General features: G+C 40.9%; 20 protein-coding genes and 1 tRNA gene. 4 read left to right on the top strand and 17 right to left on the bottom strand.

Features of this window, described 5'->3' with window-relative positions:
* Positions 1–225 precede the first annotated feature (225 nt).
* Entirely contained in the window at positions 226–834 is a 609-nt protein-coding gene (locus tag ACJZU6_RS06125; protein ID WP_408900810.1) for a tRNA-uridine aminocarboxypropyltransferase, read from the bottom strand.
* Between the two features lie 10 nt (positions 835–844).
* Here ACJZU6_RS06125 and rrtA point away from each other — a divergent pair, with 10 nt between their 5' ends.
* Complete coding sequence (gene rrtA / locus ACJZU6_RS06120; RefSeq protein ID WP_235865939.1) at positions 845–1,387, top strand: rhombosortase; 543 nt, start codon at positions 845–847, stop codon at positions 1,385–1,387.
* Between the two features lie 68 nt (positions 1,388–1,455).
* Here rrtA and ACJZU6_RS06115 read toward each other — a convergent pair whose 3' ends face one another.
* From ACJZU6_RS06115 to ACJZU6_RS06080, 8 genes are all read right to left on the bottom strand, one after another.
* Positions 1,456–1,758 (bottom strand): ComEA family DNA-binding protein, encoded by a 303-nt coding sequence (locus ACJZU6_RS06115; protein ID WP_408900809.1) that lies wholly within the window; start codon positions 1,756–1,758, stop codon positions 1,456–1,458.
* Positions 1,759–1,887: 129 nt separating this feature from the next.
* Positions 1,888–3,780, bottom strand: coding sequence for a peptidylprolyl isomerase (gene ppiD / locus ACJZU6_RS06110; protein ID WP_080157986.1), 1,893 nt, complete (start codon positions 3,778–3,780; stop codon positions 1,888–1,890).
* Positions 3,781–4,205: 425 nt separating this feature from the next.
* Positions 4,206–4,478: a nucleoid-associated protein HU-beta gene (hupB, locus tag ACJZU6_RS06105; RefSeq protein WP_080157987.1), complete on the bottom strand. Its 273-nt coding sequence runs from the start codon at positions 4,476–4,478 to the stop codon at positions 4,206–4,208.
* A gap of 216 nt (positions 4,479–4,694) precedes the next feature.
* Complete coding sequence (gene lon / locus ACJZU6_RS06100) at positions 4,695–7,067, bottom strand: endopeptidase La (protein ID WP_080157988.1); 2,373 nt, start codon at positions 7,065–7,067, stop codon at positions 4,695–4,697.
* Between the two features lie 197 nt (positions 7,068–7,264).
* Complete coding sequence (gene clpX / locus ACJZU6_RS06095; protein ID WP_080157989.1) at positions 7,265–8,548, bottom strand: ATP-dependent protease ATP-binding subunit ClpX; 1,284 nt, start codon at positions 8,546–8,548, stop codon at positions 7,265–7,267.
* A 111-nt stretch (positions 8,549–8,659) separates the two neighbouring features.
* Positions 8,660–9,283, bottom strand: a complete 624-nt coding sequence (gene clpP, locus ACJZU6_RS06090; RefSeq protein WP_080157990.1) for an ATP-dependent Clp endopeptidase proteolytic subunit ClpP — start codon at positions 9,281–9,283, stop codon at positions 8,660–8,662.
* A 105-nt stretch (positions 9,284–9,388) separates the two neighbouring features.
* The gene (gene tig, locus ACJZU6_RS06085; protein WP_080157991.1) at positions 9,389–10,687 is read right to left on the bottom strand and encodes a trigger factor; all 1,299 of its coding nucleotides are present in this window, start codon (positions 10,685–10,687) and stop codon (positions 9,389–9,391) included.
* A gap of 434 nt (positions 10,688–11,121) precedes the next feature.
* Positions 11,122–11,198 (bottom strand) — tRNA-Arg (locus ACJZU6_RS06080).
* 349 nt (positions 11,199–11,547) lie between these two features.
* On the opposite strand from ACJZU6_RS06080, the gene folD reads away from it, so the two are divergent.
* Positions 11,548–12,405, top strand: a complete 858-nt coding sequence (folD, locus tag ACJZU6_RS06075) for a bifunctional methylenetetrahydrofolate dehydrogenase/methenyltetrahydrofolate cyclohydrolase FolD (protein ID WP_080157992.1) — start codon at positions 11,548–11,550, stop codon at positions 12,403–12,405.
* 76 nt (positions 12,406–12,481) lie between these two features.
* Here the strand turns inward: folD and rfaH are convergent, their stop codons facing one another.
* On the bottom strand, positions 12,482–12,985 hold the full coding sequence (gene rfaH / locus ACJZU6_RS06070; protein ID WP_080157993.1) for a transcription/translation regulatory transformer protein RfaH: 504 nt from the start codon (positions 12,983–12,985) through the stop codon (positions 12,482–12,484).
* A 448-nt stretch (positions 12,986–13,433) separates the two neighbouring features.
* Here rfaH and ACJZU6_RS06065 point away from each other — a divergent pair, with 448 nt between their 5' ends.
* Positions 13,434–14,828: a peptide MFS transporter gene (locus tag ACJZU6_RS06065; RefSeq protein WP_080157994.1), complete on the top strand. Its 1,395-nt coding sequence runs from the start codon at positions 13,434–13,436 to the stop codon at positions 14,826–14,828.
* Positions 14,829–14,904: 76 nt separating this feature from the next.
* Here ACJZU6_RS06065 and ACJZU6_RS06060 read toward each other — a convergent pair whose 3' ends face one another.
* Positions 14,905–15,954: a response regulator gene (locus ACJZU6_RS06060; RefSeq protein WP_408900808.1), complete on the bottom strand. Its 1,050-nt coding sequence runs from the start codon at positions 15,952–15,954 to the stop codon at positions 14,905–14,907.
* Between the two features lie 360 nt (positions 15,955–16,314).
* On the opposite strand from ACJZU6_RS06060, the gene ACJZU6_RS06055 reads away from it, so the two are divergent.
* Entirely contained in the window at positions 16,315–17,199 is an 885-nt protein-coding gene (locus ACJZU6_RS06055; protein ID WP_408900807.1) for a LysR family transcriptional regulator, read from the top strand.
* A 330-nt stretch (positions 17,200–17,529) separates the two neighbouring features.
* On the opposite strand, the gene purF is transcribed toward ACJZU6_RS06055, so the two are convergent.
* The 6 genes from purF to truA all read right to left on the bottom strand — a co-directional run bounded on the left by purF (position 17,530) and on the right by truA (position 23,792).
* Positions 17,530–19,047, bottom strand: coding sequence for an amidophosphoribosyltransferase (gene purF, locus ACJZU6_RS06050; protein ID WP_080157997.1), 1,518 nt, complete (start codon positions 19,045–19,047; stop codon positions 17,530–17,532).
* A gap of 86 nt (positions 19,048–19,133) precedes the next feature.
* Positions 19,134–19,625: a colicin V production protein gene (cvpA, locus tag ACJZU6_RS06045; protein WP_045035698.1), complete on the bottom strand. Its 492-nt coding sequence runs from the start codon at positions 19,623–19,625 to the stop codon at positions 19,134–19,136.
* A gap of 64 nt (positions 19,626–19,689) precedes the next feature.
* A complete protein-coding gene (gene dedD, locus ACJZU6_RS06040) occupies positions 19,690–20,340 on the bottom strand; it encodes a cell division protein DedD (protein WP_080157998.1) in 651 nt (216 codons plus the stop codon).
* 62 nt (positions 20,341–20,402) lie between these two features.
* Entirely contained in the window at positions 20,403–21,665 is a 1,263-nt protein-coding gene (gene folC / locus ACJZU6_RS06035) for a bifunctional tetrahydrofolate synthase/dihydrofolate synthase (protein ID WP_408900806.1), read from the bottom strand.
* Positions 21,666–21,863: 198 nt separating this feature from the next.
* Positions 21,864–22,787, bottom strand: a complete 924-nt coding sequence (gene accD / locus ACJZU6_RS06030) for an acetyl-CoA carboxylase, carboxyltransferase subunit beta (protein WP_408900805.1) — start codon at positions 22,785–22,787, stop codon at positions 21,864–21,866.
* A gap of 225 nt (positions 22,788–23,012) precedes the next feature.
* Positions 23,013–23,792, bottom strand: coding sequence for a tRNA pseudouridine(38-40) synthase TruA (truA, locus tag ACJZU6_RS06025; protein ID WP_408900804.1), 780 nt, complete (start codon positions 23,790–23,792; stop codon positions 23,013–23,015).
* Positions 23,793–24,079 lie beyond the last annotated feature (287 nt).

The raw sequence follows: 24,079 nt of genomic DNA, 5'->3' as shown, positions 1-24,079 counted from the left end.
CAAGGGGCGGTATTCTCAAGACCCTTAACTCATAGTCAAGTACCAAAAAGAGAGTATCCAAAATTCTCGTTACTTGCTTCTGCTTTTTCTCGCCCCTGCTCTTACCTAGCTTCAGCCCTTACTCGTCACTCGAAACCTCACCCCTGCTCTTGCCTAGCTTCAGCCCTTACTCGCCACTCGAAACCTCGTCCCTGCTCTTACCTAGCTTCTACTCGTCCCTTCTTCTCACAAATAATTCTTCTCAAATACCCCGTGTGGCATATGTTTTATCTGAAAATCTATCATGTGATTAAAGGTGGTTAGTAAAGGCATAAACTTATCAGCATCAGCTTCAAACGCAGATAAGGCTAAATAGCCGGCTTCTACGGTTGAAACACCCTGCTCTTTGGGTGATTTGCGAATACGATAATTACCATTGTCTGCATTGTCTAAATTAACTAACGGCAAATGGTGTAAATTGGTTGCCAATAGCCACATTTTATACGCTTTTTTCCATGTGCCATCTAATAGAATAACCGTCTGTAAACGTTGCTTCTTTGCTGTCGCAGCAACACTTGATATCGGCACCGAACCTTCACCAGGATAGACGACATACACATCACGTTCAGGATCAGCCAGTAAGCTATTAAGTTCATTATTATCAGAAAAATCTTCTCCAACCCAAAGTCGGCTATTTGGTAGAGAAAGTGATAATATTCTTGCTGTACCTATCGCACGTTTGATTTCAGATGGATGCTGTAAGATCCAGATTTCCGTTGTTGCTGTGATGTTTTCAATCCAGTGGCAAATACAGGCTTTTTTTGCCTTACCACAGTATTCACAATACCGACTCATTGAGGTTGCCTTGTCTATTCGCAATTACATTATTATCGCATTAATTATAGGGATTATTGCTCAAATCCCCCAACTACAGCCACTGTTAGTATGGGATCGCCAAGCGATACTTAATGGCGAGGTATGGCGGATCCTAACAGGAAATATTACCCACACCAATTGGATTCACCTCGCTATGAATGCGGGTGCATTTATTATTATCAGCTTTATTTTCCGCGCCCATTTTACACCGCGTTATTATAGCTTATTAATTTTAAGCATCAGTACCATCATAGGTTTAGGGCTCTTTGCCACACAGATTACTTGGTATGCAGGGTTTTCAGGCGTATTACATGGCTTATTTGCATGGGGAGCGGTACGTGATATTCAAACTAAAACCAAAGGCGGTTGGTTGTTATTTGTCGGGCTCATAGCCAAGATAGGTTGGGAACAATGCTTTGGCGGCTCAGCAAGTTCAGCTGAATTAATAGGGGTACAAGTTGCCACTCAAGCCCATTTAATAGGGGCTATATCTGGTGCAATTATCGCGCTTGTCACAACCCGTAAAGCTTAAATAGTGCTCAATAAAAACGACAGGCGCTGGTGGCCTGTCGTAATAAATAAAGCCTATGTAATTGTTCACTACAACTTAATGCGCTTACGATTTTTATCGACTGTTGACACACCAATACCTTTGACTTTTGCAAGATCATCAGCGGAAGCAAACTTGCCATACTTAATACGATATTGAATGATATTTTCAGCTTTATCCGGCCCGATTCCTACTAATAATTTATCAAGCTGTTCTGCATTGGCATCATTAATATTCACAATAATATCAATACCTTTATGCTGATCAGGATTGGCATAAGTTACAGGGGCTAATACTAATGTTCCCGCTATAACGATAGCTTTAAACAGCTGATATTTTATTGTCATGTTCATTCTATTCCTTTTGAAAGTGAATACGAATAATATGCAATAAAGTTCTCACTGTAATAATAATGGCTATTTTATAGTTAAAAAAAAGACGGGTCGCACAAGGCGACCCGTCTGTTTACATTACAATTTCAATTAATCTTTCGATGCGTCTTGCATTGGGTAGCTAATCTCAGCTGATTCACGCAATGTTTTTAGCGTCGCAGCTAGATCTTCTTGAGCAAACATCTGCCCAATTTGCTCTGCAAACTGACCATTTACTTTTTCGCCAGCCAATTTCATGTTAACAACTTTATCAAGTGCGATGATTTCAACATTACCGTTGTTATCACGAGCCATACCGTAAGTTGCTTTACCTGCCGTTGGTTTAGGTAAACCAAATGCGACATTTGAAATGTTTGCATTTGGGCCTGAACGATTGATTGTTTGTTCGCCAGAGAAGCTGAAGCCATCTTTAGCAACAATATCATTCTTACCTTTACGAAGATCAGCGATGATCTCATCAGCTTTAGCTTGTGCTTGTTGTTCACCTTTTTGGTTCGCAACCAATGCATTCACCTTAGCAGCAACCTCTTTAAACGGTAATACAGCTTCAGCTCGCGCATCATCAACACGTACCACAACCACATGCTCAGGACCCACTTCAATCACGTCAGAGTTCATACCATCATCATGAACTTCAGGGCTCTGTAGTGTTTCTTGAACTTGCTTATTAGCCAACACGCCTTTTTCAGCCGCTGGTGTGATGTAACCTGTGTTAATAATTTTCGCATCAACAGCTTCAGCGGCAGCGTCAAGTGAATCTGGAGATTCAAACGCCACTTCAGCTAGCTTACTTTTCAGCTTATAGAACTCGTCAGCCGATTGCTGTTGTTGTAATTCAGCAACAATTTTTGCTTTAACATCAGCAAATGGTTTTACTTTTCCAGGTTTAATACCATCAAGTAAAATGATGTGGTAGCCAAATGATGACTTCACAAGGCCAGACATATCACCAGGCTTAGCAAGTGCAAAAGCTTCTTGCTCAAATGCTGGATCCATCATGCCTTTAGTGAACCACTCTAATTTACCGCCATCTTTAGCACTGAACGTATCATCAGATGATTGCTTAGCAACTTCAGCAAAGTTAGCGCCGCTCTGTAGCTTCGCCAGTAATGCTTCAGCTTTCGCTTTAGCCGCTGTTGTATCGCCTTTAATTAAGATGTGGCTAACTTCACGCTCTTCAGCAGAGCTAAACTTAGCTTGGTTATCTTTGTAGTATGTTTCAGCAGCTTGCTCTGATACTTTAATATCTTTAGTTAAGCCTTTATCTGATAGCTCGATGTAAGATACTTTGATTTGTGCAGGTCGAGTGAACAAGTTTGGATTTTGGTCGTAAAAATCTTGCGCTTCTTTATCGGTAACTTTTACTTTTTGAGTAAAGTCAGCAAGGTTCAGCGTTAATGTACGAACAACACGTTGTTGTGATTCAAGCTTACGCAACTCATCAGCTTCATCAGCTAACACAAAGTCACTGCCTTGTAATGCTGAAAGGAATTGCTGACGTAGCATATCTTTACGGATCGTTTCTGCAAACTGATCAGGCGTAAAACCAGCACGACGTAAAGCCATGTTGTATTGCTCGTTATTGAAAACACCATTAACGGCAAATGCAGGCATCGCAAGAATTTCTTGTTTTACTTGTGCATCGCTAACACTAAGACCAAGTTTATTTGCACGTTGTTGAATAAGTTCATCATTCACCATACGATCTAATACACTTTGACGGAATTGCTTCACATAAGCAGGATCGCTCATCAAAGTTGAAAAATAATCGCCCATACGCTGTTGCATACGGTTACGCTCATTTTGATAAACTTGCTCAAACTGACGCTGGCTAATATCTTTACCATTAATCTTTGCTGCAACTTGCTCATTTCCACTCGCCAGATAACTGCCGACGCCAGCAAATACAAAAGATAAAATAATTAGGCTTAGAATAATCTTAACCCAGATGCTGTTAGCGCCTTCGCGCAATCGCTCCATCATAATCTGCCGTCTCTCCTACTGTTCGATCTGGCTCGGTTTCGAACTACTATCAAATTAATGCACACTGCTACTGACATCACCATGATGACTGCACCATACTATTTACTACATGTTATATAACAACAACTGAATAGCTACTGCTATATCGATACTCGGTTTTAATTAACTTAGCTTTATCAATATAGATAACCTATGGCCGATAAGCCACATACAGCACTGAGAATTGTTACATAAACGCAATTAAACAACGCTATGATGAATATCACACAAGATATTTGTCGTAGTCTGTTGCTATGAGGCTATTTTAAGTAAAAAAAACGCATCAACCGATGCGCTTTGATTGTACCGAGTGAGTATACCCTTTCCGGTAGCAATTTTTAAGCCATGAAAACATGACAAAATACTGGCACAACGGCCAATATTTTTTAGTTTACAGAATCTTTAAGCGCTTTACCTGGTTTAAAACCAGGAACTTTTGCAGCTGCAATTTGAATCTCTGCACCTGTTTGTGGGTTACGGCCAGTACGTGCAGCACGCTCACGAACAGAAAAAGTACCAAAACCAACTAATGCAACTTGATCACCGCTTTTTAGGGTTTCAGTTACAGTTTCAATGAAGGCATCAAGAGCACGGCCAGCAGATGCTTTAGAAATATCAGCACTTTCTGCGATTTTATCAACTAGTTGAGTTTTGTTCACAATTAGATCCTCTGAATGAACCTTGATTACCACGCGGTAGTTAAGTCTGTACTCGCATAAAGGGTAATCAAGTAAAAAACATTATTACTTTGATAGATCATGATAAATAACTATCAAGGCTTAAAATTAGTTCGCATAATGCGGATTAGATGTACCTTATAGCCACACAAAAAAACGCTGACAAGTTTTTTAATCTTGAAAGCGTTTTTTCTTTAACTAATTTAGCTCTAGGTCACTATTTTGTACATTGACTAACTCAATGCCTGTCGGATTATTCTGCAATGCCAACATTAACACTTCATCAATCCAACGTACTGGACGCACTTCCAAATCAGCAATAACATTCTCTGGAATTTCTTCTAGATCACGTTCGTTCTCTTTTGGAATTAATACCGTCTTAATGCCGCCACGGTGTGCTGCTAGCAACTTCTCTTTCAAGCCACCAATCGGCAATACTTCGCCACGTAACGTGATTTCACCCGTCATCGCAACATCAGCACGCACAGGGTTACCTGTTAAGCTTGAGACCAAGGCTGTACACATAGCGATACCCGCACTTGGGCCATCTTTAGGTGTTGCACCTTCAGGTACGTGAACATGGATATCACGTTTTTCGTAGAAATCACTCGCAATGCCTAAACGTTCAGCGCGACTACGTACCACTGTCATTGCCGCCTGAATAGACTCTTGCATTACATCACCTAAAGAACCGGTGTAGGTTAGCTTACCTTTGCCCGGCATAGATTCAGTTTCGATAGTTAATAAATCACCACCAACTTCTGTCCATGCAAGACCTGTCACTTGACCAACTCGGTTACTTTCGTCAGCTTTGCCGTAATCACAACGCTGTACACCTAAGTAATCTTTAAGATTATCTTGGCTAATCGATACGTGCTTAATGTCTTTGTTTAATAAAATTTCTTTCACCGCTTTTCGGCATAGTTTAGAAATTTCACGCTCAAGACTACGTACACCCGCTTCACGAGTATAGTAACGAATAATCCCCATTAATGCTGAGTCTTCAATCGTTAACTCGCTCGGCTTTAATCCGTTACGTTGAATTTGCTTCTCAAGTAAATGATTTTTCGCAATGTTCAGTTTTTCATCTTCGGTATAACCAGAAAGACGGATCACTTCCATACGATCAAGCAATGGCCCTGGAATATTCATTGAATTCGAGGTTGCCACAAACATGACATCAGATAAGTCGTAGTCAACTTCTAAGTAATGATCGTTAAATGAACTATTCTGCTCAGGATCTAAAACTTCAAGTAATGCTGAAGCGGGATCGCCACGCATATCAGAAGACATCTTGTCAATTTCATCCAATAGGAACAGTGGGTTTTTCACTTCCACTTTTGCCATCTTCTGAATCAACTTACCCGGCATTGAACCAATGTAAGTACGGCGATGGCCACGGATTTCCGCTTCATCACGTACGCCACCTAATGCCATGCGCACGTATTTACGTCCGGTTGCAGCAGCAATAGATTGACCTAACGAGGTTTTACCTACACCAGGAGGACCGACAAGACAAAGAATTGGTCCTTTAAGCTTGTTAACACGGCTTTGCACTGCGAGATATTCAAGGATACGTTCTTTAACCCGCTCTAAACCGTAGTGATCGGCGTTAAGAATTTCTTCAGCTTTAGCAAGATTCTTCTTCACTTTAGAACGCTTATGCCAAGGCACGCTTAACATCCAATCGATGTAACCACGTACAACAGTCGCTTCAGCAGACATCGGTGACATCATCTTTAGCTTTTGCAGCTCTTGCTCAGTTTTTTCACGTGCTTCAGCTGGCATCTTTGATGCTTCAATCTTAAGCTTTAACGCTTCAAATTCATCTGGTGCATCGTCAAGCTCACCCAACTCTTTCTGGATAGCTTTCATTTGCTCGTTAAGATAGTACTCGCGCTGACTTTTCTCCATCTGCTTTTTAACGCGTCCACGGATACGTTTTTCAACTTGCAGCAGATCGATTTCAGATTCCATCATTGCCATCAAGAACTCTAAACGCTCTGTGATATCAACAATTTCAAGCACTTTCTGCTTATCCGCTAACTTCAATGGCATGTGCGCAGCGATGGTATCAGCCAAACGCGCAGCATCATCAATGCCATTTAGCGATGTTAAGACTTCAGGTGGAATCTTTTTATTTAGTTTGATGAACCCTTCAAACTGACTTATCGCAGTTCGAACGAGAACTTCTTGCTCACGCTCATCCATTTCTGGCGTAACCAAAAACTCAGCATTTGCAGTAAAAAACTCATCATCAGTTAGATCTTCAACTTTGGCACGTTGTTGGCCTTCAACCAACACTTTTACCGTACCATCAGGTAGTTTCAATAACTGCAGAATCGTTGCAACTGTACCAACATCATAAAGATCAGTGATCGACGGTTCGTCTGTGGCTGCTTCTTTTTGAGCGACCAACAGAATCTGTTTATTGTTTTCCATTGCCGACTCAAGGCAACGAATTGATTTTTCCCGGCCCACAAACAATGGAATAACCATATGAGGGTATACCACTACATCACGTAGAGGTAGAACCGGGATCTCAAGGCGCTCAGAACGCTCCAGGTTCATATTCTTCTCTCTTCCTGTCCATACTAATCGTATTAAATAACTCGACTGGATACAGCATAGTTACTTAATACGATTAGAGTTAGCTTATATTGAGTATATGGGGGTGAAGCATCAAGTTTCAATGTATGAAATGTCAGAAAATAAAAAAGGAGGCAAAAGCCTCCCTTTTTTAGCTTTTATGTGCAGATATTGAGCACTTACTCAGCACTAGCCGCTTCTTGTGGTTCTGTATTTTCGTAAATCAGTAATGGTTCTGACTCACCGTTAATTACAGACTCATCAATCACAACTTTACTCACACCAGCTAGAGACGGAAGCTCATACATGGTATCAAGTAATACTGCTTCAACAATAGAACGTAGGCCACGAGCACCTGTTTTACGCTCCATCGCTTTTTTAGCAATAGCGATCAACGCATCATCACGGAATTCTAATTCAACGTTTTCAAGCGCTAATAATGCTGCATACTGTTTAGTAAGGGCATTTTTAGGCTCACGTAAAATTTGAACTAACGCATTTTGGTCAAGTTCGCCAAGTGTTGCAGTAACAGGTAGACGACCGATGAATTCAGGAATTAAACCGTACTTCACCAAATCTTGTGGTTCAACTTTCTTAAACAAATCACTTAATGTGTCTGTTTGATCTTTTGAACGAACATCAGCACCAAAACCGATACCTGTACCTGTTGCTACACGTTGCTCAACCACTTTATCTAGGCCGGCAAATGCACCACCACAGATAAATAGGATCTTAGAAGTATCAACTTGTAAGAACTCTTGTTGAGGATGCTTACGACCACCTTGTGGTGGCACAGAAGCAACGGTACCTTCGATTAGCTTCAGCAATGCTTGCTGAACGCCTTCGCCTGATACATCACGTGTAATTGATGGATTATCCGACTTACGTGAAATCTTATCGATTTCATCGATGTAGACAATGCCGCGCTCGGCTTTAGCTACGTCGTAATCACATTTTTGTAGCAACTTCTGAATGATGTTTTCAACGTCTTCACCAACATAACCTGCTTCAGTTAATGTTGTTGCATCAGCCATTGTAAATGGAACATCAAGCATACGCGCTAGTGTCTCAGCTAATAATGTTTTACCACTACCAGTTGGACCAATAAGTAGGATGTTACTCTTACCTAATTCAACGCCATCACTATTCTTATCGCCATTACGTAGACGCTTATAGTGATTGTATACAGCAACAGCCAACACTTTTTTAGCGTGTGATTGACCGATGACATAATCATCTAAGTTGTCACGAATTTGTTGTGGTGTCGGCAGCTCGTCGCTATCGCTTTTCGTCATTACTTCTTTTATTTCTTCGCGAATAATGTCGTTGCATAAATCAACGCACTCATCACAAATATAAACAGAAGGACCGGCAATTAGCTTGCGAACTTCATGCTGACTTTTGCCACAGAAAGAGCAGTAAAGTAGCTTGCTACTACTTCCCTCTTTGCGCTTATCTGTCATTCGCTAACCTCTTTTATTGGGGTATCCCATCATTGTCTTGTCTTGAGTGTATAACAAGTCGACTTATTTTGCTTTACTAAACCCGCATCGCGAATTGCAAAATAAAACAGTTTAGTCACGCTTACTCAATACAGCATCAACAAGACCGTACTCTACTGCCTGATCTGCAGACATAAAGTTATCACGATCTGTATCACGCTCAATAATTTCTAATGGTTGACCAGTATGTTCAGCCAATAAGCCATTCAAACGTTGTTTAATCGTTAGAATTTCTTGTGCATGGATTTGAATATCCGATGCTTGACCTTGGAAGCCACCTAGTGGTTGGTGGATCATGACGCGAGAGTTAGGTAGACAATAACGCTTACCTTGAGCACCGCCAGCCAATAGGAATGCACCCATTGAACATGCTTGGCCCATACATACTGTACTAACATTTGGTTTAATAAACTGCATGGTGTCATAGATAGACATACCCGCTGTTACTGAACCGCCTGGAGAGTTAATGTAAAGGAAAATGTCTTTGTCTGGATTCTCTGACTCCAAAAATAGCAACTGGGCTACAACTAAGTTAGCCATATGATCTTCAACCTGACCGGTTAAGAAAATCACACGCTCTTTTAGGAGACGGGAATAAATATCGTAAGAACGCTCACCACGAGAAGTCTGCTCGACCACCATCGGTACCAGCGCATCCATAATCGGTGACATGCCGTTTTGTGCTTGGTAGCTCATAATCTTATTTCCCTAAAATAAATGGCCCGAATGAAAATATTCACACGGACCATTGTTAGCAGAAGACTTGAGAGAATGTCAAATCTCTACAGCAATTTCAGTAAATTAAGCAGCAGGATTCATTAGATCGTTGAAGCTAACTTCTTTATCTGAAACCTGAGCTTTAGCTAGAAGTGCATCAATTGCTTGCTCTTCTAGAGCAACGTTGCGCATATTATTCATTAGCTGCTCGTTGCTTGCGTAGTATTTAACTACTTCTGTTGGATCTTCGTATGCAGAAGCCATTTCAGCGATGATTGCGTTAACACGCTCTTCGTCTGCTGTTAGTTCTTCAGCTTTAATTACTTCACCAACTAATAGACCAACAACTACACGACGCTTAGCTTGCTCTTCGAACAATTCACGTGGTAGTTCAGGCATGTTCTTAGCATCGCCGCCAAAACGTTGTGCTGCTTGCTTACGTAGTGCTTCGATTTCTTGATCGATAAGCGCTGCAGGAACAGTGATGTCGTTTTGCTCAACAAGACCGTTAAGAACTTGATCTTTAATGCGGCCTTTAACAGCTTGCTTAAGTTCACGTTCCATGTTCTTACGAACTTCAGTCTTAAGACCTTCAACAGAACCGTCTTCAACACCAAACTTAGCAACAAACTCTTCAGTTAGTTCAGGTAGCTGCTGTGCTTCAACTTTGTGAAGAGTGATAGCAAATACTGCTGACTTACCTTTTAGGTTTTCTGCATGGTATTCTTCAGGGAAAGTTACTTCTACAGTAAACTCTTCGCCTGCTTTATGACCAACAACACCTTCTTCGAAACCAGGGATCATACGACCTTGGCCCATAGCAAGTGCGAAACCTTCAGCTTTACCGCCGTCGAATTCTTCGCCATCGATAGTACCAACGAAATCGATAGTTACACGGCTATCAGCTTCAGCTGCTGCTTCAACGTCAGTCCAAGTAGCTTGTTGCTTACGTAGTGTATCTAGCATGCCGTCAACGTCAGCATCAGTTACTGTAACAACTGGCTTCTCAACAACAACTTTGTCTAGACCAACTAGTTCGATTTCAGGGAAAACTTCAAAAGAAGCTTTAAATACTAGATCTTTGCCTTCAGCCATTTCTACTGGAGTAAAAGTTGGCGCGCCTGCTGGATTGATCTTTTCTTTAACGATAGCTTCGATAAAGTGGCGGTGCATTACTTCACCTAGGATGTCTTGACGTACAGAAGCGCCAAACATTTTAGCAACCATCTTCATTGGTGCTTTACCTGGGCGGAAACCGTCGAAACGACGAGTTTTAGCAATTTTACGTAGTTCAGCAGCAACAGCATCTTCGATGTTTGCAGCAGGAACTGTAATAGTTAGGTGGCGTTCTAGACCTTCAGTGGTTTCAACGGTAACTTGCATTATATTTAACCTCAAAACTTACTCAGCTTTTCTGAGTGGTGTTGCCGAACAGCCATTTACTGACGGTGGCATCCTTTCATGTTACAGCTCGAAAACCATAACGCCTAAATTCTTTCATCAAGATTCTGATAGTAGGTCACCTACTTATCAGAGCGCGCTATTATAACGACACGTAAGCGTGACGTCGAGGTAGATACCTTTAAACGCGAGCGATCTCTTTAACTGCCTTACAAGATAGGGGCTAGAAATATCATTTCAAGGGGAAAAATGAAAATAATCGCTTTAAAACCCTTTTTTTTGGTTTAAATGTCGGAAAAACGAGCTAATTAGGAAAAATTTCAACAATAGTAGAATAGAAAAATAGTCGTGAAATAGATCTAACACTAGAAAATAAGAGATTGATGATTCAAAGAAATGATAATGAAGAGAAGAGATGGTACGCCCTGCAGGATTCGAACCTGCGACCACATCCTTAGAAGGGACGTGCTCTATCCAGCTGAGCTAAGGGCGCATCATTGTGTAGCAAGGAGCTACGAGGCAGGATTATACGTAGCTGTAAGGTAAGGTCAATCCCTTTACTCTATTTTTCCGATATCAAATGGCTAACTGGTTAAATATACAACAAAAACACCCTATTTAAGCAAATATTTCAAGCAAACCACGTCAAACATTCCTCCTCTTCCCTACTGATAATTTCTTTCGGCAACATTCTTTTTATTCGTCATTATCTACTCTTACCTTAATTCTTGATTCAATTTCAATATATTATCAAATAGCAAACGTTTGCTTAATGGTAATTACATTTGTAATCTGCCACAATATCAGCGTTGATACGTTAACCAACACAACAAAGGATCACCATGAGCGCTCAAATTATTGATGGGAAAATCATATCCCAAACTGTACGACAAGAAGTTGCTGCAAGAGTCAAAGCTCGCACCGATGCCGGATTACGCGCACCTGGGTTAGCGGTTGTTCTCGTAGGTCAAGATCCTGCCTCGCAGATTTACGTTGGTAGTAAACGCAAAGCGTGTGAAGAAGTTGGCTTTATTTCAAAATCATACGATTTACCCAGCACAGCATCTGAGCAGCAATTACTCGATTTGATTGATGAACTCAATCAAGACCCCACAATGGACGGTATTCTCGTGCAATTACCGCTACCTGCGGGTATGGATAGCACACGAATTCTTGAACGCATCGATCCAGAAAAGGATGTTGATGGCTTCCACCCTTATAATGTCGGCCGTCTTAGCCAGCGTATTCCTAAATTACGCTCATGCACTCCAAAGGGTATTATCACGCTTCTTGAACGTTATAATATTGAAGTGCGCGGTAAGCATGCCGTGATTGTTGGCGCATCAAACATTGTTGGACGCCCAATGACATTAGAGCTATTACTAGCAGGAGCAACGACAACAACCTGCCATCGCTTTACGCAAGATCTTGAAGGTCACATTCGCCAAGCTGATATATTGGTCGTCGCTGTCGGTAAACCTAATTTCATTCCTGGAGATTGGATTAAACCTGGCGCAACAGTGATTGATGTAGGTATTAATCGCCTTGAAAATGGCAAATTATGTGGGGATGTTGAATTTGATGTTGCTTGTCAACGTGCAAAGCATATTACACCAGTTCCGGGTGGTGTAGGACCAATGACGGTAGCAACCTTAATTGAGAATACGTTGCTCGCCTGTGAACAATACCATTCAGCATAAACACATGAGCGAACAACAATAGCGTATGATGGGATATACAAAAGCGAGTAGCAACATACTCGCTTTTTTATTGCTATTATTCTTTGTTTTTTACTAAATCAGTATTCTCTACACTGACTTTTACTTGTTTACCCAGCAAATTAATCAGCATAAATGAGCGTTTCTCACCATCAGGCTCATGATAAATAGCGTCAAGACCTTTAAATTTACCTTGCTCTAAGACTAATTTATCCCCCTGCTGAGGTAATGATTCAAACATATCTTTATATGAATCATTATCTTCATTAAGCATCAAATTATAAACAAGCTCTTCGCTAACAATTTGTGGCATTGCCCCCTGACGAATAAAATCTGCGACCCCACGCGTTGAACGTACCGTAGTGAAACTTAATTGTTCAGGATCAAAAGTAACAAAAACATAGCTTGGGAATAACGGCTCATAGCATTCACAACGTTTACCACGAACAATTTTTTCTACCACAACCTGAGGGTAATAACATTCAGCCCCTTGACGATCAAGATTGATCACTGCGCGTTCTTGTTCACTACGCTTACAATAAAGTAGATACCAATCTTTCATTATCAACCCCAATAAAATCTTAACTTTTATTAGTATATACAAAATTAATACTGATTTACATCTCTCACCTTTTACCTCGATTTTAGGATGGCATAGTGCCTTTATATTCTATGGCTATAGGTTTAAACGATATTATTGGCTAATATTCACCACTGAAATTGTAACATACATGAATATTCCCAACTGATGATATAAGCGACCAATATAAGACTCAAAAACAATATAAAAAGCTAATTTTAAAAGACAGAATAGTGTAAGATACAGCTCTGCATGATGGAATTTGATTTTTCATAACTGAGCAATAAACACACAATCGCTTATTTATCAGCTTCTTATAATGTTTTATTATTGTTCGTTAAATGTAAAAACTTGCAGTTAAATATATTGTGCTTTATAAACCTACATGAATGAGCAAACACACACTAATTAAAATAAAATAGAGAATCCTATGAGTCATAATAGTAGTGGTACCCTTCTGGGCCACCCAAAAGGCTTGTTCCTTTTATTTGGAACAGAGCTATGGGAACGCTTTTCTTATTACGCAATGCGAGCAATTCTGGTTTTATATCTAACAGATAAAACCATTGATGGCGGTCTTGGGTGGACCACAGAAGAAGCGCTTAACTTATACGGTATCTACACTGGCTTAGTTTACTTTACTCCTCTTATTGGTGGTTGGGTTGCCGACAACATTTTAGGTCAACGTCGCTCCATTATTATTGGTGGCGTATTGATGGCTATTGGTCAATTTACGCTAGCCCTACCTCACAGCGTTGTTGATCCCCATGCTGTTACCGCTTTCTATGTTGGTTTAGCGTTCCTTATTGTGGGTAATGGTCTATTTAAACCAAATATTTCAACTATGGTAGGTGACTTATACCCTGAAGGTGATAACCGTCGTGATGGTGCTTTCACTATTTTCTACATGGGTATTAATATTGGTTCACTACTAGCCGGTGTTATTGCAGGTACAGCATCTGCTGTCTATGGCTGGAAAGCTGGCTTCCTATGCGCAGGCGTAGGTATGTTAATGAGTTTATTAATTCAAGTTTTCTTTGCTCAACGTTACCTAGGTGATATCGGTACTGTACCGGCAGCTGTACGTGACGCGGCAAATAATGCTAGCGGCAAAAAAGAACCACTAACGAAAATTGAACGTGATCGTTTAAAAGTAATTTTGGTAATGTGTACTTTTGTTATCGTATTCTGGGCAGGCTTTGAACAAGCCGGCGGCCTAATGAATATTTACTCTCAAGAATACACTAACCGTATGATTGGTAACTTTGAAGTACCAGCAGCATGGTTCCAATCACTGAACCCATTCTTCATTATTCTATGTGCACCATTGCTTGCTGCATTATGGGTTAAAATGGGTAAAAGTGAGCCAAATTCACCGGTTAAATTTGCGTTAGCAATGTTCTCTCTTGCACTGGGTTTTGCTTGTATGATCGGTGCTGCGCTAGAACAAAATGGCGACGTAACTGTTAAAACATCAATGATGTGGCTAGTCGGTGCATACTTCTTCCATACAATTGGTGAGTTATGTCTATCACCAATTGGTCTATCAATGGTAACGAAATTAGCACCATTACGTCTTGCGTCATTAATGATGGGTGCATGGTTTGGTGCTAACGCCATTGCAAACTACATTGCAGGTGTTGTTGGTGCAAGTATCGGTCAAGCAGGCCCACTTGCTATCTTCTCTGGTATTGCAATTACAGCGGTTGTTGCAGGTGTACTACTGCTGTTGTTCTCTAACAAGCTTATCTCGTGGATGCACGGCGCTGAAGGCGCAGCTTATAACGATGACAATGATACTAAACCACAACCAGCAAATGCTTAAGTTGTGATGTGAAATAAAAAAGGGGATGCCATGCATCCCCTTTTTGTTTGTCTTCTTTTTACTAACAGATATTCGTTTAGGTAACCGTTTCAAAGTTAACACTAAAATTAGCATGATTAATATCACAAAGAGACAATCGACCACCAATATCAGACATGGGTAAAATAACGAGTGGATTATCACAAGCTCGATCCCCTAACCATTGTCCTGCAGCTATCATTGCACATTGCTCACCCACTTGTAGCTTTCCGCCAAGCCCTGCTGCAATAAGATGTAATTGTTTCTCAGCTAAATTGAAAACACCAAATAAGCCTTTTACTGGTGTAGCGTAACCTGAATATTGCAAACCTAACTCGATTTGAGCCACTAAATGCTGCACACTGCTTAGATAGTTACCTTGCTGACGTAAGAAGTCGTTAAAACAAGCTCTGATCAATAATGCAGTCGCAGTGCTATTTTCACCACCAGAGCTAGTATCAACCATATAGAACGCCAACTGGCCATCAATCAACCAGATATAATCAAAGATAATCGGTGAGATCTCAGCAGCTTGTAACGCCCGATAACTCAGTTTCCAACGTCCGTAACGAGATTGAAGATCAGGCATTAACCCCATTAATAATTCACGGGCAGCCTGAGGATTATTTTTTAACTCTGAAATATGCCATTGTAGTTCTTCTTCAACTAACCCTGAATCATCGCCATCGATAACCCAGCGTTGAGAAAAATCCTGTTGCTTTTGTCGTGCACTGTCTTGCATTTTTAATACAGAGATAATCGATGACTTCAGCACCATAATATTATCAATCGGTTTAATTAAGAAGTCCTTAACCCCTAAGCGTAATGCTTGAGCGACATCGGTCATATTACCAGTCCCTGAGATCACAATAATAGGTATCATTGGGTATTGTAGTGCGACTTCTTCTACGAACTCCATACCTGTCATAACCGGCATCGACAAATCACATAATAATAAGTCTGGAATCTCGTCTTTTAGGGCTCTTAATCCAATCAGACCATCTTCAGCTTCTCGTACCTGACATCCTTGGCTATTTAAAAAGCCAACCAGCATAGTGCGAAACACAGGATCATCTTCTACGATAAGTATGTTTTTCCCTTTAAGCAAAAGTATCTCCTTTTTCATAACTACGTCTATGAGTGTATAAGCTAAAGTTAGCAACACCAACTACGATCACCAAATTTTATAATGGGCTATTATTTCAAGAACACACTATCACTAAGCATAGAGAATAATTAGCAGCTTATAACGGTTTATATTTACCACCAAAATAGTCACCTCATAAAACATTTAATAAGCAAATGATAAATAACTCAAACTCAAACAAAAAATTTATAAAATATCCACCTCAGACCAATAAATATAGTGCCTAACATATTTTTATTAAAAATACATAACAAAAGGGGGTGATTTTGACTCGTTTTGTTATACAATTACCCATTATCAGTTTTCACAAATGACTTTGATATGAAACTTGACGATCTAAACCTATTCCGCATGGTTGTGGAAAATGGTAGTTATACCGCTGCATCACGCAAGACACAGGTACCCGTTGCGACGCTAACCCGCCGCATCCAAGCACTTGAAGAAGGCCTTAACATTCGCCTTTTAAATCGTCATGCTCGTAAGCTGTCGCTGACTGAAGCCGGTCAGAAGTTTTATCATGACTGTGCGCCATTGTTACAACAGCTACTTGATACCACTGAGCATATCAGTGAAGAGTGCAAAGGCGCTGCTGGTAAATTACGAATTGCTGCACCGACCAATATCACCAAGGTGATGTTACAGCCGTTGTTAACTGCATTTATGCAGGAACATCCAGCGATCAGTATTCAGTTATTTATGAGCAATGAACCCGATCAACTTGATCCAACCGACTGGGATGTTATGTTCCGTGTTGGTCCTCAACGCGATTCAACGCTTATTGCACGTCGTATTAACGAAGTAAAAGATCTTCTAGTCGCAAGTCCTGATTATCTTAAGAAAAACCCAGAACCTAAGCATGCTCAGGATCTCCATGAACACACGCTATTAAAAGGTAATCCGCTGTTACGTTGGCGTTTAACCAACCAAAATGGCGAAACGGTTACAATTAACGAGCGCGCACGCTTTGAAGCAAGTGAACTCAATGTAATTCGTAAAGCATGTAGTGCAGGCCTTGGTATTACTCTTATGCCAAACGTAATGTTAGAAAAATACATTGCCGCTGGTGATGTGGTACAGGTACTTAAAAACTGGTCAGCTAACCCACGTGACGTATATTTGATTTATAACCACCGTGATTACCAACCAGAAAAACTACGTCTATTTATTGATTTTGCAAGTCATTACTTTGATCTTGAAAAACACTAATTAGAATTAGTTTCCTCAAAAAAACAGAGAAAAATGCCGCCAAATAATTAGGAGCGGCATTTTCATTTGTTGTTATTTATAACAGCCTTACCCATAATTTTTGTGCATTGCATTTTATCATTCTGCATTAGTATTTAAAGCATTCTCACGCCAGCATTATCTCTGTTGTTTCATCATCTTGTTTTGCGATCACCTTCATCACTCATAACAGATTTAATAAGTGCACCTAGCATCAACAAAACTGGCACAAACGAAAACACACCAACAAAAAAGCGATGGTGATCAAACCATCGCTTTGTCGTGTTCGTTACTGTGACTTAACAAATAAAATCACATACCTTCGTTATACAACTCAAGGCTAGCTAAATCTTGTTGTAATTCAGACTGTAATTTTGAATCTTCATTACGTAACGCATCAAGATAATCAAGATATTGTTGATCGACATCGCCTGTCACATAACTGCCATTAAAGACCGATGTTTCAAATAGCGTAATGTCAGGATTACCTTCGGCTACCGCTGCCACTAAATCACTTAAATCTTGAAAAATCAGGCCATCAGCACCAATCAATTTACCGATTTCATCCACTTCACGACCATGTGCAATTAACTCATTAGCACTTGGCATATCAATACCGTAGACATTTGGGAAACGAACTTCAGGTGCGGCTGATGCTAAATAGACTTTATTCGCTCCTGCATCACGAGCCATCTCAATGATCTGCTCTGATGTAGTACCACGCACAATCGAATCATCCACCAGCAATACGTTTTTATCTTTAAATTCAGAACGAATCGCATTTAACTTACGACGCACAGATTTACGACGCATCTGCTGGCCGGGCATGATAAAGGTACGGCCAACATATCTATTTTTAACAAACCCTTGGCGATAAGGCTTATCCAACGTACGCGCGATTTCCAGCGCACTATCACATGAGGTTTCAGGAATAGGGATCACCACATCAATATCAATGTCAGCCCACTCGCGCTTAATTTTTTCACCTAGCTTAGTGCCCATCGCTAAACGCGCACCATACACTGACACTTTATCGATAAAGGAATCTGGGCGGGCAAAATAGACAAACTCAAACACACATGGATTAAGCTGTGGGTTAAGTGCGCATTGCTGCGTGTAAAGCTCACCATTAAAAGTGATATAAATCGCCTCACCAGGGGACACATCACGCATAAAATCAAAACCAACCGCATCCAATGCCACTGATTCTGACGCAACCATATACTCAATTTGGCCGTTTTCTTCACGTTTACCTAAACACAATGGACGAATACCATTAGGATCACGAAAAGCAATTAAACCATGGCCAATAACTAGAGCAACAACCGCATAAGCTCCTTTTACAATATTATGGACATCGCTTACTGCTTTAAATATATCGTTCGGACTAATGGGATAAGTTTGGCTCTGTGCTAATTGGTTCGCCAGCACATTCAGTAAAATTTCCGAATCAGAGGTGGTATTCACATGACGCTTAGTTTGTTCAAACAAGGTTTCTCGAATATCCGCCGCATTGGTTAAATTACCATTGTGCGCTAAAGAAATACCATAAGGAGAGTTAACATAAAACGGTTGCGCTTCTGAAACACTAGAGCTCCCAGCCGTTGGATAACGCACATGTCCAATACCCACATTACCTTGTAAGCGCTGCATATGTTTAGCTTCAAAGACATCACGAACTAAACCATTCGCTTTACGCAGACGGAAACGATTGCTTTCTAAGGTACAAATACCCGCAGCATCTTGGCCGCGATGCTGTAACACTGTAAGTGCATCATAGATAGACTGGTTTACCGGGGTAGATCCCACGATTCCAACAATACCACACATTCCCTTAATCCTCGTTCTGCATAAAATAACAGCTGCTAACATTACTGCTTATTACAATAACGTCAGCAACCGCAGTTAATCTTGCACTATTTAATGCTATGTAAAAAACTAGAGCTTTCTTTGATATATTCGAAGAACCATTCTATTACTGCACCAAATTGAGGTATTAACTCAGATTTCTTCCACCACTCTGAGCTAGATAACCCGGTAAAGGTGTCAGTAAAGAACAATACCGCAGCGACAATAAGCACACCACGAACCGCACCAAAAACAACCCCTAGAACACGATCAGTACCTGATAAACCAGTTTTTTGTACTAATTGACCGATAACATAGTTCACCACTGCACCAACAATCAGTGTCGCAATAAACAGCACGGCAATCGCACTACCATTACGCAACATCTTGTCATTGAAGTTAGTAAAATAAACCGCCAATTCAGTATAAAAATTACTTGCGACAAAAAACGCAGTAAACCAAATCACTAATGACAGTGCTTCTTTAACAAAACCACGGACCAAACTTACCATTGCTGAAAAGCAGATCACGCCCAGTATTACATAATCAATCCAGATCATTTTTGTTATTGCTCGTTTTGTTGATGGGTATTCTAACAGAAAAAACGCTTACGCAAACGTTTACCTAAGGATTTATTGCATCAAATCGGTTCAATTTACCGTTTAGACCCGTAATTTTTTTCAATTCCGCAATTTGACCAGCTAGCTTCGCTTTTGATACATCAGGACCAACAACAACCTTTACATATTGACCTGGTTTAGCATTACGCGGAATTAATTGTGCTTGATAACCATTCAAACGCAGTTTTGCAATTAAAGCATTGGCGTTGTCAAAATTACCAAAAGTACCCATTTTAATTACCCAAGCTGAACTTGTTGTAACGGGTGTTTTTATTACAGGTTTTGGTTTTTCAACTGGTTTTACAGTAGGTTTTACTACCGGCTTAACAGCAACTGTTTTTTCAACCACGGGTTGTGGCTCAGCTGACGGTTGATTATCAGATTCAATGGTATAGGTTTCATCACCAGATGAGGTTGACGTTTGTGTATCCGTCGTCGCAACAACGGGCTCTTGAGGCAACACAACATTTGCATTTTCAGGCTCAGGAATCGTTTTAGCTTCACTTTCGCCTCCCATTTTTGGCTGTAATGGGATACTTGCAAACTCTTCTTTATAATGTTCTTTCTTGCCATCGAAAAAATCGGGTAGAAAAATAACACCTACCGCGACTAAAATAATGGTTCCAATTAGTCGATTTTGAAATTGACTCGCCACAATGACTCCTGTTGGTATCTAAACGAGAACACTGCACAATCACAATGTGCTCTCTTCACGTTCTACAACTTTAAATGAGTGGTTATTTGACCGACAGTGTAAAACGAGCCAAACACGATTACCACATCGTCAGCCCCTGCTTGTGTTAATGCTTGGTCAAATGCTAACTCAGGACACTCAAATCCACGACATCCTGTTGGTAAATGCAACAAAATCTCATCAGCAACCGCAGCACGAGGTCCAGTTAATGAAGCCGGATACCAATAATCAACACTGTCACGCATAGCGGCAACGGTAGCGGCAATGTCTTTATCATGCAGCATTGCAACCACAGCATGGACTTTGTTTTTACCTTGTTGTGCTTTAATAGTGGCTAGTTGGGTCGCAAAATATTGTGCAGAATGTGGATTATGTGCCACATCCATAATAATTAATGGTTGTTCACTTACCCGCTGCATCCGCCCGGGTAAACGTGCATTACGCAAACCATCAACAATATTTTGATCGCTAATATCGAGATCAGTGACCGACAACGCCATTAATGCTGTCGCAGCATTGGGTAAAGGCAGTTGTGGTAAAGGCAAGTCCGTCAGCGCAAAAGCACCAGATTGCCACTGCCAACGATCACCCTCAACATGATAATCAAACTGATAACCCACTTGGTAAAGCTCAGCACCAATATCATCAGCATGTGCCGGCACTGTTGCTGGCGGATGTGGCTGTCCACAAATCGCAGGCTTGCCACCACGAAAGATACCCGCTTTTTCATAACCAATAACATCAATGTTATCGCCAAGCCAATCAACATGATCAATTGCTAAGCTAGTGATCACACATACATCATGATCAACAATATTGGTCGCATCCAAGCGGCCACCTAAACCAACTTCTAATACCACCACATCAACTTGATGCTGCTTAAATAATGTCAGCGCAGATAACGTACCAAATTCAAATAAACTTAAACTGGTTTCACCACGTGCCGCCTCTACACTCGCAAATGCTTGGCAATGTTCACTATCATCAAGTTCTTGGTTGTTAATTCGTACTCGTTCGTTATAACGCACTAAATGAGGCGAACTATAAACCCCGACTTTATAACCAGCAGCCAATAGAATAGCTTCAAGCATGGCGCAGGTTGAGCCTTTACCATTGGTTCCCGCAACGGTGATCACACACGGAGCAGGCTTGATAAGCTCGGCACGTTGCGCGACTAAGCGAACGCGGTCAAGTCCTAAATCAATGGCGCTAGTATGAAGTTGTTCAAGATATTGTAGCCATGTTGAAAGCGCGGCTGTCGCTTGAGGAGGAGTCAATCCTGACATTGAAATCATTCACTTGTAGTAACGAACTGAATCATTAATTTACCACTGAATGCTAAAGAACTTAATCATCAAGGGTAATAAATTGCAGATTCGACCTAGAAAAAAAATGCCACACTAATAATAATTCATTAGGGTGGCATTTATTAACATTAATCGTTGTGATTACTAAGCGTAAACCACACTCGATTAAAGGCAATATTAGTCTTCTTTTTCTGCAGCGTTAGCAACAGGTTGAGCCTCAGGCTTACTATCAACAGACACAACCAGCGGTGATGCTTGGTTCATCATTTTAGCCATTAAGCCTGCAATACGTTGACGCATTTCACGGCGGTCAACAATCATATCGATCGCACCATGCTCAAGCAAAAACTCACTACGTTGGAAGCCTTCTGGTAGCTTTTCACGTACGGTTTGCTCAATAACACGCTGGCCAGCAAAACCAATCAGTGCTTTTGGTTCACCAATATTGATATCACCTAGCATAGCAAGAGAAGCTGAAACACCACCCATTGTTGGGTCAGTTAATACAGAGAAGAACGGTAAACCTTTTGCAGATAAACGTTCTAATGCCGCACTGGTTTTCGCCATTTGCATTAATGACATTAGCGCTTCTTGCATACGAGCACCGCCACTGGCTGAGAAACACACCAATGGACAGTTCTTCTCAATAGCAGAATCAACTGCACGCACAAACTTAGCGCCAACAACCGATCCCATTGAGCCGCCCATAAAAGAGAATTCAAAGGCACAGGCAACAACAGGTAAACCAAGTAGCTCACCGTTCATCGCAACTAAAGCATCTTTCTCACCGGTTGCTTTTTGGGCTACATATAAACGATCTTTGTATTTCTTAGAATCACGGAATTTAAGCTTATCTTGTGGCTCTAATTCTGCTGCGATTTCCACTTGCGTATCAGCATCAAGAAATGTTTCAAGACGGCGACGTGCTTTCATACGCATGTGATGGTCACATTTAGGGCAAACTTCAAGATTGCGCTCGAGATCTGCGTGATACAGTACCTGATCACAAGACGTACATTTCGTCCAGACACCTTCAGGGATTGATACCTTACGCGAAGATACGATATTACTTTTCGTTAGAATCTTTTCAAGCCAGCTCATGAATGACCTTTCTTTTTTATTCTTCCGCCAATAATGACCGAAGAGACAAATTCATTAAATATTATCTACGATTAAAACATAATCTTATTAATCTGTAGATAAAAAACTGGTATTACCTTTATAAGTCTCTATGACATTTTGGAATAAAAACATCAAAAATCATTAATAACAGTCATAACACGGTGAATTATTCACCAACTTTTTAGTCTGTATTAACGGTATCACTTACAAAAATAATGGACCTAAAGCCGAACGCGGCAAATTGTATTCTGCAGGATAATCAACATCGACTAAATACAAACCTGCTGATTTTGCTGTTGGCCCCGCAATTCGACGATCTTTTTGCTCAAGTACCCACTTGATCCAATCAGGTTGCTTCTCACCTTTACCCACTTTAATTAAGCTACCTGCGATGTTACGCACCATATGGTGCACAAACGCATTAGCTTTAATGTCGATAACGATAAAGTCACCTTTACGGGTTACGGTCAAATGCTCTAATCGACGCCACGGACTGCGTGACTGACATTGGCTGGCACGAAATGAAGTATAGTCATGCTCACCAATTAAATATTGCGCGGCTTCATGCATTTTTGCTTCATCAAGATGACCATGGTAATGGCTAACACCGTGTTGGAAAATAGCCGGACGCACTGAATGATTGTAAATCACATAACGGTAGCGACGAGCGGTAGCAGAGAAACGTGCATGGAAATCGTCATTAACTTCATGTGCCCAACGAACAGCAATATCTTTAGGAAGGTATGCATTCACGCCCATGGTCCACGCGGCCATTTTACGTTCAATATCAACATCGAAGTGAACCACTTGTCCAGTACCGTGAACACCAGTATCGGTACGCCCTGCACAAAAAACAGCAATCGGCTGATTAGCAATGTGTGACAACGCTTTTTCTAAACGCTCTTGAACACTATCCACATCGACTTGACGCTGCCAACCACAATATTTAGCACCATCGTATTCTATACCTAACGCTATTCGCATAATCTCACTTCGACTTAATTCAACATAAACACACAGGCGATGTTATTTAAGCGCCTGTTCAAAACAGAGGGTGAAGTATAGGGGATTTCGAGGGGTGAGGAAAGTAGGGACGAGGAAGAGCTAAAGATATCGAGTTTAGAGATTATTAGTGTCGAGACAGCCCAATATACGTCATCTCGGAAGGTGAGGCACGGAACTATCAGAGATCTACTCACCGCGTTATTGAGCCATAAAGACACCAGTGAATTCAATGACTCCATAACGCGCGAACAATAGATTCCCTATCA

The sequence above is a fragment of the Photobacterium piscicola genome (assembly GCF_046058925.1).
Classification (GTDB): domain Bacteria; phylum Pseudomonadota; class Gammaproteobacteria; order Enterobacterales; family Vibrionaceae; genus Photobacterium; species Photobacterium piscicola.
This window is presented reverse-complemented; position numbering and strand designations above follow the sequence as displayed.

Coding starts and splice junctions, on each gene's coding strand:
- ACJZU6_RS06125 (WP_408900810.1), bottom strand. CDS start 834: ATGAGTCGGTATTGTGAATACTGTGGTAAGGCAAAAAAAGCCTGTATT.
- ACJZU6_RS06115 (WP_408900809.1), bottom strand. CDS start 1,758: ATGAACATGACAATAAAATATCAGCTGTTTAAAGCTATCGTTATAGCG.
- ppiD (WP_080157986.1), bottom strand. CDS start 3,780: ATGATGGAGCGATTGCGCGAAGGCGCTAACAGCATCTGGGTTAAGATT.
- lon (WP_080157988.1), bottom strand. CDS start 7,067: ATGAACCTGGAGCGTTCTGAGCGCCTTGAGATCCCGGTTCTACCTCTA.
- clpX (WP_080157989.1), bottom strand. CDS start 8,548: ATGACAGATAAGCGCAAAGAGGGAAGTAGTAGCAAGCTACTTTACTGC.
- clpP (WP_080157990.1), bottom strand. CDS start 9,283: ATGAGCTACCAAGCACAAAACGGCATGTCACCGATTATGGATGCGCTG.
- tig (WP_080157991.1), bottom strand. CDS start 10,687: ATGCAAGTTACCGTTGAAACCACTGAAGGTCTAGAACGCCACCTAACT.
- folD (WP_080157992.1), top strand. CDS start 11,548: ATGAGCGCTCAAATTATTGATGGGAAAATCATATCCCAAACTGTACGA.
- rfaH (WP_080157993.1), bottom strand. CDS start 12,985: ATGAAAGATTGGTATCTACTTTATTGTAAGCGTAGTGAACAAGAACGC.
- ACJZU6_RS06065 (WP_080157994.1), top strand. CDS start 13,434: ATGAGTCATAATAGTAGTGGTACCCTTCTGGGCCACCCAAAAGGCTTG.
- ACJZU6_RS06055 (WP_408900807.1), top strand. CDS start 16,315: ATGAAACTTGACGATCTAAACCTATTCCGCATGGTTGTGGAAAATGGT.
- purF (WP_080157997.1), bottom strand. CDS start 19,047: ATGTGTGGTATTGTTGGAATCGTGGGATCTACCCCGGTAAACCAGTCT.
- cvpA (WP_045035698.1), bottom strand. CDS start 19,625: ATGATCTGGATTGATTATGTAATACTGGGCGTGATCTGCTTTTCAGCA.
- folC (WP_408900806.1), bottom strand. CDS start 21,665: ATGTCAGGATTGACTCCTCCTCAAGCGACAGCCGCGCTTTCAACATGG.
- accD (WP_408900805.1), bottom strand. CDS start 22,787: ATGAGCTGGCTTGAAAAGATTCTAACGAAAAGTAATATCGTATCTTCG.
- truA (WP_408900804.1), bottom strand. CDS start 23,792: ATGCGAATAGCGTTAGGTATAGAATACGATGGTGCTAAATATTGTGGT.